Below are 10,939 nucleotides of genomic sequence, written 5' to 3'. Positions count from 1 at the left end.
GTATTGTTGTATAATATCAATGAAAGCGCTTATTATTTCAATATACATAATTCGAACTAAATTTTATCGAAACATTCTGATAGTTATACTTATATTTAAATGCAACAATTATAGTTATTAATGTAGGTATACCAAATATATCCACCCCATTTTTCTGTAAAATTACTTTATAACATGAAAGATTAACTTGGGTGATAAGTAATTGTGAATGTTTTTTTACAAAACAGATAAGTAATAGTGTTTGGTATTATGTAAATTATTGTAATAACATAAGAGTAAAGATAACATTTACATTAATTATTAGTTCATCAATTATTGAAAAAGAGCAAAATGCACCTTTTGTATAGGAAAAGGATTATATGCATTGGGAGGTTTAAACAAATGACGAGGAAGAATACAACGACAAACCCTTGGGCCAAGTTCCATGGTCCGAACCTTGGTTATGTTATTGAACAGTATGATCTTTACGTAACTGGAGCAGGTTCTGTTGATCCGGAATTACAAGAGCTTTTTGAAATTTTTGGAGCTCCTTCGTTTCAAGATGATGTCGTAACAGGGGACAACACAGCAACACATTTTTCTCCTCAAAACACAGGTAACATTGAAAAAATTCTTAAAGTCGTTCAACTTGTTGAACAGATTCGTTCTTTCGGGCATACGTTGGCTCACATCAACCCAATGGAAGATGCTGCAAACGGACAATCTCTTATCGAAAAAGCAATGAACGAACTGAGCGATGCTGATTTGAAAGCGATTCCAGCAAAAACAGTATGGCAAGATGCACCAGAGGGTATTCACACTGCACTTGATGTAATTCATAGATTAAAAGACGTTTATACAAAATCTTTAGCTTATGAATTCTCACATATACAAGATAGTGAAGAACGCGCGTGGTTGCATCAAATGGTGGAATCAAATTCATTGCGTCAACCATTATCAAATAAAAAACGAACTGCTCTTTTAAAACGTTTAACTGCTGTTGAAGGTTTCGAGCAATTCTTGCATAAAACATTCGTTGGTCAAAAACGTTTCTCAATAGAGGGCGTTGATATGCTTGTACCTGTACTAGATGAAATTGTTTCAGAAGGTGCTAAAGGCGGCGTTGAAGATGTCATGATTGGTATGGCTCACCGTGGTCGTCTAAGCGTACTCGCTCACGTATTAGAAAAGCCATATGGTCACATGTTTGCTGAGTTCAAACATGCAAAAATAGAAGGTGTAAAGACAAATGCTGGCTGGACTGGCGACGTAAAATACCATTTGGGTAGAGAACAAGTCGTTGGTAATGAAGAAGTTAGCACCCGTGTTACATTAGCAAATAATCCGAGTCATCTTGAGTTCGTTAACCCTGTTGTTGAAGGTTTCGCACGCGCAGCTCAAGAGAATCGTAAAAAATCTGGTCTTCCAGAACAAGATACTACAAAATCATTCGTAATTTTAGTTCATGGTGATGCTGCATTCCCTGGTCAAGGTGTTGTGTCTGAAACATTGAACTTAAGTAGATTGAATGCATACCAAACTGGCGGAACTATTCATGTTATCGCAAATAATGCAGTCGGCTTTACAACTGACAGCTATGATTCTCGTTCTACTAAATATTCAAGCGACCTTGCAAAAGGTTTCGATATTCCGATTGTTCACGTGAATGCTGATGATCCGGAAGCTTGTCTTGCTGCTGCAAACCTTGCGATCCAATATCGTACGCTGTTCAAAAAGGACTTCTTAATCGATTTAATCGGTTACCGCCGATATGGTCATAACGAAATGGATGATCCAGCAGTTACGCAACCACAAGTGTACAAAAAAATTAAAAACCACCCAACTGTAAGAGCAATTTATGCAGATCAATTACAATCTGCTGGTGTTCTGAATGCAGATGAGGTTGAAACAATTGCTCAGTTTATACAAGAGGAATTAAAGGCTGAATACGCACAAGTGCCACCAGCTGATACGAGTGCTGCAACAATTCACGTTAAAGTTCCAGAAGTTGTTGCAAAAGGAATTCAACCGATTGACACTGGTGTTTCAATTGACTCACTTCGTGCAATTAATGAAGGACTATTATCTTGGCCTGAAGGCTTTAACGTATATCCAAAAGTGAAGAAAATTCTTGAGCGCCGTAAAGATGCTCTTGAAGAAAACGGTAAAATTGAATGGGCACTTGCTGAATCGTTAGCATTCGCTTCTATTTTACAAGAAGGTACGCCAATTCGTTTAACTGGTCAAGATTCACAGCGTGGTACATTTGCGCATCGTCATATCGTATTACACGATACTGATACAAACGAAACATATTCACCATTACATCGCTTACCGAACATTAACGCATCATTCTCTGTTCATAACAGTCCGTTATCAGAAGCTGCTGTTGTTGGTTACGAATATGGTTACAACGTATTTGCTCCAGAAACTCTTGTGATGTGGGAAGCGCAATATGGTGACTTCTCAAATACTGCGCAAGCATTATTTGATCAATATGTTTCAGCAGGAAGAGCGAAATGGGGTCAAAAATCAGGTCTAGTTCTTCTATTACCACACGGTTATGAAGGTCAAGGACCGGAGCATTCTAGTGCACGTCCAGAACGTTTCTTACAATTAGCTGCGGAGAACAACTGGACAGTTGCAAACTTAACGAGCGCAGCACAATACTTCCATATCTTGCGCCGTCAAGCATCTATCTTAGGAACAGAGGCTGTTCGACCATTAGTAATTATGACGCCGAAAAGCTTATTACGTCACCCACTTACACTTTCTACAGGTAGTGAGTTAAGTGAAGGACGTTTCCAACCTGCTTTAGAACAAGGAAACCTTGGTGCGAAACCAAACAAAGTAAAACGCCTTGTTTTAAGTACAGGTAAAATGGCAATTGACTTAGCAGCAGAAATCGAGAGTGGTAAGCATGAGTACAGCCTAGATGAAGTTCATATGGTTCGTATCGAGCAGTTGTACCCATTCCCTGCTGACAAAGTTCAATCTATTATTAAACGCTTTAAAAACTTAGAAGAAATCATTTGGGTTCAAGAAGAACCTCGTAATATGGGCGCATGGCATTACATGGCTCCAATTCTGTTCGAACTAGCTGGGGATAAAGTGAAAACAGGTTACATTGGACGCCCGGATCGTTCTAGCCCATCTGGTGGCGATCCATTCGCTCACAAAGCTGAGCAAGAATTAATCGTTGCACACGCTTTAGATGTGAAGTACAACTTCCGCCAAGATAAACAAGAAATTGAAGTTTTCAGCAACTGAAAGTAACAATGAGTTTTTCAGGCTCAGCTGTGGCAGATAGTCTGCCACAGCCGGGCTAACAAATGGAGATTACCGAAGATTAAAGAAGACAAAACACACCGTTAGGCAAATAAGGGGAGGACATTTAAAATGATCGAAATTAAAGTACCTGAGCTTGCAGAATCTATTTCAGAAGGAACTATTTCACAATGGCTTATCAACGTAGGCGACAAAGTTGAGAAAGGTGGCAGCGTTGTTGAGCTTGAGACTGACAAAGTCAATGTAGAAATCATTGCAGAAGATTCAGGTATTGTATCGAAGTTACTAGGCGAACCTGGAGATACAGTTGAAGTTGGCGCTACTATCGCAATTTTAGACGCAAACGGCGCAGCAGTTGCAGTAAGTACACCTGCTCCAGCTAATGAGCAACCAAAACAAGAAACTACTGAAGCACCAAAAGCAGCAGCTCCAAGTGCTGAACAAAATAAAGCATTGCAAGGTTTACCAAATACAAATCGTCCTATCGCATCACCAGCTGCTCGCAAAATGGCTCGTGAATTAGGAATCGACTTAAACGACGTACGTAGTACAGATCTACTTGGACGTGTGAGACCACATGATGTACAAGCTCACGCTGCAGCTCCAAAAGAAGCACCAGCTGCTCCAAAACAAAGTCCGGCTCCAGTTGCAAAAACTGAATTCGAAAAACCAGTTGAGCGTGTGAAAATGTCCCGCCGCCGTCAAACAATTGCAAAACGTCTTGTAGAAGTTCAACAAACATCTGCAATGTTAACTACATTTAACGAAGTTGATATGAGTGCAATCATGGAATTACGTAAAGAACGCAAAGATGCTTTCGAGAAAAAACATGATGTACGTCTTGGCTTTATGTCATTCTTCACAAAAGCAGTTGTTGCAGCATTAAAACAATTCCCATTATTAAATGCTGAAATTCAAGGCGATGAGCTTATCATTAAAAAATTCTATGATATCGGTATTGCAGTAGCAGCTCCAGATGGATTAGTTGTTCCAGTTGTACGCGATGCTAACCAATTGAACTTCGCTGAAATTGAAAGCGAGATTCGTAATTTAGGTCTGAAAGCACGCGATAATAAACTTTCATTAAAAGAGCTACAAGGTGGTACATTTACGATTACAAACGGTGGTGTATTCGGTTCTCTAATGTCTACACCAATCCTAAATAGCCCACAAGTAGGTATTCTAGGAATGCATAAAATCCAAGTACGTCCAGTTGCGATCGATAACGAGCGTATGGAAAACCGTCCGATGATGTACCTTGCACTATCTTACGATCACCGTATTGTTGATGGTAAAGAAGCAGTTAGCTTCCTTGTTGCTGTTAAAGATATGCTTGAAGATCCAAAATCATTATTATTAGAAGGTTGATAGATTATTAATCTATTAAAGGCTGTAGAATGAATCATTCTACAGCCTTTTTTTATTGTATTCATACGGGACACATCACACTACATAGACTAATAATGTATGTCTAAAACGTAAGGGGGATAAAAATGAGTAACCTTCCAGTTCATGCAAAACTTAAAGCAAATAAGGATACTTTCTTCCTCCCCGATTCAAACGGGGGTGTTTACTTTCGAAATAACTCCAGTTCATTCCGTATGGATGGTGATGGAATTTATGACTGGATTGAGAAATTAATGCCTATGTTTAACGGTAATCATTCTTTGACAGAAATAACCGATGGTCTCCCTCTCCCCTATCAAAATCGAGTATTTGAAATTGGAGAGATTTTATATGAAAATGGTTTCGTTCGTGATGTAAGCCAAGATGCTCCCCACGAATTAAACAGTGCATTACTCGACAGATACGCTTCGCAAATTGAGTTTTTAGAAGCTGATTCCCATTCAGGCGCTTTAAAATTCGAAACGTACCGCGCAGCAAATGTGCTTATAATTGGTTCTGGCGATATGCTTACTTCCCTAGTTTCTTCTTTATTAGAATCTGGTTTACCTACATTTCATTATCTTGTTACAGATCGTGCTGAAACAAACTACGATCGAATTCATGAACTAAGCGAACGTGCATATGCAAATGATGACAATGTACTTATTCAAGAAATAGATAGTACAATTGATCGCCCTTTGCATGAAGTATTCGAGCCTTTCGACTGGATTTTATACGTTTCCCAAAATGGAGATATTGAAAGTTTAAGAGCAATCCATACTATTTGTAGAGAGTTTAGGAAAAATTTCATACCAGCTATTTGCTTATCAAGAATTGGTTTAGCTGGACCCGTCGTAACCGCAGACCGTGAAGAATGCTGGGAATCAGCTTGGCATCGTCTACACGAAACTACTTTACAAAGTGAAAATCCACCTGAACCTTTCTCACCAATTGCATCTGCAATGTTAGCAAATGTTATCGTTTTTGAGTTATTTAAACATGTCGCTGAAGGTTCACACAGGCAGCATAATCCTCAATTCTTTTTATTAAACTTGGAAACACTTGAAGGAAAGTGGCACCCTTTCATAAAACATCTTCTCGCAACCGATGAAATCTTTACAATTGACACAGTGCAAAATCTTCAAGAAAACCTTGCCCATCGTTCCGGACAATATACTTCAACTGAACTTTTTCGTTTTTTTGATACGTTAACTTCTAAAGAAACTGGCATATTCCACATGTGGGATGAACAAGATTTACACCAATTGCCTTTATCACAGTGCTATATTCAAGTTGCAAACCCATTATCAGATGGACCTACCTCTCCCCTTCCTACTATAACTTGCGGTGGATTAACTCATAATGAAGCACGCCGCGAAGCTGGTTTAACAGGAGTTGAAACATATGTAGCTGAAATGATTCATCGTCTTATCCCCGAACATACTGATATCGGTATTGGTGCTGGGGAAACGATGACAGAAGGTGTATACCGAGCACTACAAAAACATTTAAATAATAAGTTATGTGAACGCCAATCACATATGCTAGAAGAGATTACAGAGCTTGATTTAACCGAAATTCATGATAAACATTGTAGGTTTTATTACGATGCTCTCTCTGCAATTCATGAAATACCTAAAGTAGGAATGAGTGAGGAATTACTTGGTTTTCCTGTCGTTTGGATCGGTATTAATGATAGATGGTATGGTGCGGCAAATATTAATATAACACTCGCGTTAAGAAATGCCCTGCAACAAGCACTCCTTCATATTCAAAATGAAGAGATTCCTTATAAAGCTAATATGTTACCGGAATCATCCATTGTTTTATATAGTACGGATTCTGTTAGATTAGCAATACAAGAAGAGGAAGAAATTCCGGGCGTACAGTCTTTACAAGTTGCTTTGCAAAATTTAACGGAAAACAACTTTTATCCATTTGTTTTTGATTTAGCTATTGAGTCATTTTTAAGAGACAACTTAGACGGTGTATATGGGGTATTAATTGCAAAGGAGGATGACCAATGACTCAAAACATATTACTTATAGGAGATGGCCTACTCACAGACTATGTACATGAGCAATTGTGTAAGCAATATTCACTCATCCGCCAGCATACAATTACAGCAGCTCTCCCTGAAAACATTCATTTTGCTCTTGTCTTACATGACGGGTCTCCTTCTTCCGTACATCATGATGCTGAGCTTATCTTTCGCTCAAATAATATTCCGTGGCTTCGCGCGTTTACTTCGTTTGGTGAAGGTATTATCGGTCCTTACGTTCAGCCTCTTACAACTGGATGTTCCCACTGCGCTGATGGACGCCGGTTTATAGCTGGCTTTGATCAAAAAGAAATGTGGGAACTACAACGGAAATATGCATTAAAAGCAGATAACGTGACGAGGCGTGATGTACGCGCCACCCAAAATGGAATGTTACAAATGTGCCAGCTCATTCATGCTGAAACAGAGAAGATATTAACTAACAAACATTCTTCTATAGACAATGAACTCATTTTACTGGACTTACAAACATTACAATGTACCCGGCATTCGTTTCTTCCAGACCCTCTCTGTCCGGTATGCAGCAATTTGTCTGACGATACAGCAGATGCAGCTCAAATTTCTTTACAACCAAGTTTGAAAACGAGTACTGAAACGTATCGCTGTCGTTCCATTCATGAGCTAAACACATTTTTAACGAGAGACTATTTAGATTACCGGACTGGTATTTTAAACGGCCAAATGCAACATTCTTTATTACCGTTTGCTGATGTTATTATAAACATGCCATTACTGTTCGGAAATGAAGGTGTCGCGGGCCGAACTCATTCATTCGCACTTAGTGAAGCAACCGCTATTCTAGAAGGGTTAGAAAGATATTGCGGTATGTCGCCTCGCGGGAAAAAGCCAAATGTGCATGGTAGTTTTCATGAGCTAGAGCATATTGCACTGAACCCCCTCACACTCGGTGTGCATACAATTGAACATTACAATCGTGATACTTGTCCATTTAAGCCGTTTGATCCTGATTATGAGCAAAACTGGGTATGGGGATACTCTTTATCACAAAGCCAGCCACTTTTAGTTCCAGAATCAATCGCTTATTATAGCCTCGGTCATCGAGATGCTTTCGTATATGAAACATCAAATGGATGTGCAATTGGTGGTAGTTTAGAAGAGGCAATTTTTCACGGCATTTTAGAAATTGTAGAGCGTGACGCCTTTTTGCTCACTTGGTATGCCGAATTACCTCTTCCCCGCCTTGATCTTAGTTCAGCAGAGGATACGGAATTACAATTAATGATCCAGCGGTTACGCACGATCACCGGGTATGAATTACATGTTTTTAACGCAACGATGGAACACGGCATCCCTAGCCTATGGGTCATCGCAAAAAATACGCGTGAAAATGGAATGAACGTTGTTTGTGCAGGAGGCTCTCATTTAGACCCAATCCGAGCTCTAAAGAGTGCAATTCATGAAATAGCAGGCATGTTACTTATAGCAGACGAAGAGCTCGATCAAAAAAGAGAGTATTACGAAAACTGCTTACAAGATCCTTACCTCGTTAATAAAATGGAAGATCATAGTATGCTGTACGGATTGAAAGAAGCGGAAGAACGTCTTCACTTCCTTTTACGTGAAGATGCTCCGGTGCAAACGTTCCAAGAAATGAATGTATTACAATCATTTGATATGGATTTAACATCTGATCTTCATCAACTTTTAAACCGGCTACATCAATCTAGACTTGAAGTAATCGTTGTAGATCAAACGGTCCGCCTTATAGAAAAGAACGGCTTACATTGTGTAAAAGTCATTATTCCAGGCATGTTACCGATGACGTTCGGTCACCATCTCACTCGGGTTACAGGACTAGATAGAGTGTATACCGTACCGATGACACTTGGATATAGGGCTGAGCCTTTAACGAATGAAAGTTTAAATCCACATCCGCATCCGTTTCCATAATTCATAGTGAGGGGGAAATTTGATGCAACTGGATACTTTTTTACATCATCTCCATTTTTCTATTAATGAAATTATGTCGTCCGATAAAGAGATTGATTGGGAAGACGCACCACTTCCTTATAAATTATATCGAAATTTACCAGTAATCCCTCTCTCTTTAGAAATCCCATTAACTTTGCGGAGTTCTTCTACTAAACCTAACTTAGAGGAAATCGGTCATTATCTTTGGTACTCATTTGGTTTAACACAATTCTGTCAGCCTACTACTAACCTAGAAAATAATAAAACAACGACTCTATTTCGAAGATTCATCCCTTCTGGAGGCGCTTTATATCCAAATGAATTATATATGTATTTAAAAATGGATCATTATCCAGACGGCATTTACCATTACGACGCCGCTCATCATCGTCTCATCTTACTTCGCGAAGGAAATTTCGATTCTTATCTTACAGAAGCACTCGGCAATCGTTGCAACATACATTCTTGTTTTGGTGCTGCATTCGTATCCACTATGTTTTGGAAAAACTTCTTTAAATACAATAACTTTTCGTATCGTCTGCAAGGATTAGATAGCGGTGTGCTCATCGGTCAATTACTTGAATGTGCAAAACAATTCGGTTATACAAATGGTGTATATTTTCAGTTTCTAGACCGGGCAATGAATCATTTACTTGGACTGTCTGAAGGTGAAGAAAGTGTGTATGCTGTTATTCCTTTACGTACAGAACCGAATACAGATTGGTTTCACAACGATCATCGTGAAAATAAAACAGTTACTTCTCATAACTTACTGCAGCAAATCCCGCCGTTAACACATGAGCATTTCGTTCGTTCAAAACATGTAGATGACTATCCGATGATAAAAAAAATAAACGCGGCATCTATGATCGAATCCACCGAATACTTTCAAACGTTAACACATGCAGAAAATTATCAATATAGTTCACATACTGTGCAGCTACCGCAAGTAGAGCGTTTATCTTATGATTTCTTACAACTTTGTAAAAAACGATATTCACCTGATTCTGACTTCATTTTAACGAAATGGGATGCAGCCGAGCTCGCTACTTTACTACAAGAAGCGAGCCTCTCCTTCCCTTATTACAACGACCTTGATGGCAAACATTTAAATAAAAACGCACGAGTCTCACTGTATGGATGTTTTTATAACGTAAAAGACATAGAAAACGGCGCTTACGCTTATAACAGTAGGACACATTCCATACAGCCAATTCGGTACGGAGACCTTCGTTATCCGCTTCAATCTAGTATGACGATGGATAACGTAAATCTTTTTCAAGTACCACTTTGTCTACATGTAATCGGAAATAAAGATTACTATAAAAGTAAATTAGGTTATAGAGGATATCGAATTCATCAAATGGAAGCTGGCATGCTCGTTCATAAACTTGTTTTAGCTGCGAACGCTATGGGGATGGGCGGGCATCCGTTACTAAGTTTTGATACAAATTCATGTGATCAATTGTACGGGATAGATGCCGGAAATGAAACTTCACTCATTCAAATTCCGGTTGGGGCGTATCGAGCTCGGAATTGGCTAAAAGGGTCCTTGCATAATTAGAAGCACGCCGGTAGACGGCGTGCTTTTTTTAGAGGAGTTAAATTATTAAAAGCGAAATAAATACATATTCTTATATAAAAGGAGAGTTTGAATTGAGTATTTTACAACAATTAATCGAGCAAGCGAAAAATCCTCGCGGGACAATTGGTTCCTCTATGCTTTGCATTATGAATGCTGCGCATACGAGACTAACAAATTGGGCTTTACAAAAAATACATATACGTGAAGATGCAGTTATTTTAGATATCGGTTGCGGAGGTGGGAAAACAATACATAGCCTTTCAAGACTAACTCCCCACGGAAAAATATACGGCATTGACTATTCAGAACAAGCTGTTGAAAACTCAAAGAAAACCAATATGAAGGATGTAAAAACAGAAAAAATAATCATTCATCAGGCAAGCGTGTCCTCGATTCCATACACTACAAACTTCTTCGATCTCATTACTGCCTTTCAAACTCATTACTTTTGGCCTGATGTTGAGAATGATATGAAAGAAGTATTTCGCGTCTTAAAACCGAACGGATCCTTTTTACTAGTCGCTGAAACTTTCAAAATTCAATATCATATGGATAAATTTAAGACGACCGAAGAATTAGTAAACCTTTTTTATAAGACGGGATTTACAAGCGTGAAATGTTACGAAGAAAGAGGGTGCCTTTGCGTAATAGGAAATAAGTAAAAAAGCAGACCATTAGGGGTCTGCTTTTTACTAGATTAATTTAAA

The 10,939-nt window shown here is 38.8% G+C and carries 6 protein-coding genes; all 6 read left to right on the top strand.

Features of this window, described 5'->3' with window-relative positions; genetic code table 11:
- The first annotated feature begins 381 nt into the window (after nucleotides 1–381).
- On the top strand, nucleotides 382–3,249 hold the full coding sequence (gene odhA, locus AB3X48_RS12630; protein WP_256416063.1) for a 2-oxoglutarate dehydrogenase E1 component: 2,868 nt from the start codon (nucleotides 382–384) through the stop codon (nucleotides 3,247–3,249).
- A 129-nt stretch (nucleotides 3,250–3,378) separates the two neighbouring features.
- On the top strand, nucleotides 3,379–4,635 hold the full coding sequence (odhB, locus tag AB3X48_RS12625; protein WP_002201328.1) for a 2-oxoglutarate dehydrogenase complex dihydrolipoyllysine-residue succinyltransferase: 1,257 nt from the start codon (nucleotides 3,379–3,381) through the stop codon (nucleotides 4,633–4,635).
- 125 nt (nucleotides 4,636–4,760) lie between these two features.
- Nucleotides 4,761–6,680: a putative thiazole-containing bacteriocin maturation protein gene (locus AB3X48_RS12620; protein WP_256416064.1), complete on the top strand. Its 1,920-nt coding sequence runs from the start codon at nucleotides 4,761–4,763 to the stop codon at nucleotides 6,678–6,680.
- Nucleotides 6,677–8,626, top strand: a complete 1,950-nt coding sequence (locus AB3X48_RS12615) for a TOMM precursor leader peptide-binding protein (RefSeq protein ID WP_088098821.1) — start codon at nucleotides 6,677–6,679, stop codon at nucleotides 8,624–8,626. Before AB3X48_RS12620 ends, AB3X48_RS12615 begins: the two co-directional genes overlap by 4 nt.
- Nucleotides 8,627–8,648: 22 nt before the next feature.
- Nucleotides 8,649–10,211, top strand: coding sequence for a SagB family peptide dehydrogenase (locus AB3X48_RS12610; protein WP_016104212.1), 1,563 nt, complete (start codon nucleotides 8,649–8,651; stop codon nucleotides 10,209–10,211).
- A 92-nt stretch (nucleotides 10,212–10,303) separates the two neighbouring features.
- The gene (locus tag AB3X48_RS12605) at nucleotides 10,304–10,894 is read left to right on the top strand and encodes a class I SAM-dependent methyltransferase (RefSeq protein WP_002158829.1); all 591 of its coding nucleotides are present in this window, start codon (nucleotides 10,304–10,306) and stop codon (nucleotides 10,892–10,894) included.
- Nucleotides 10,895–10,939: the final 45 nt, after the last annotated feature.

The sequence above is a fragment of the Bacillus sp. S4 genome, from assembly GCF_040838205.1.
In the GTDB taxonomy this organism is placed as follows: Bacteria; Bacillota; Bacilli; order Bacillales; family Bacillaceae_G; genus Bacillus_A; species Bacillus_A cereus_U.
This window is presented reverse-complemented; position numbering and strand designations above follow the sequence as displayed.

Excerpts from the sequence above, each read along its gene's own strand:
- odhA (WP_256416063.1), top strand. The coding sequence starts at position 382 with ATGACGAGGAAGAATACAACGACAAACCCTTGGGCCAAGTTCCATGGT.
- odhB (WP_002201328.1), top strand. The coding sequence starts at position 3,379 with ATGATCGAAATTAAAGTACCTGAGCTTGCAGAATCTATTTCAGAAGGA.
- AB3X48_RS12620 (WP_256416064.1), top strand. The coding sequence starts at position 4,761 with ATGAGTAACCTTCCAGTTCATGCAAAACTTAAAGCAAATAAGGATACT.
- AB3X48_RS12615 (WP_088098821.1), top strand. The coding sequence starts at position 6,677 with ATGACTCAAAACATATTACTTATAGGAGATGGCCTACTCACAGACTAT.
- AB3X48_RS12610 (WP_016104212.1), top strand. The coding sequence starts at position 8,649 with ATGCAACTGGATACTTTTTTACATCATCTCCATTTTTCTATTAATGAA.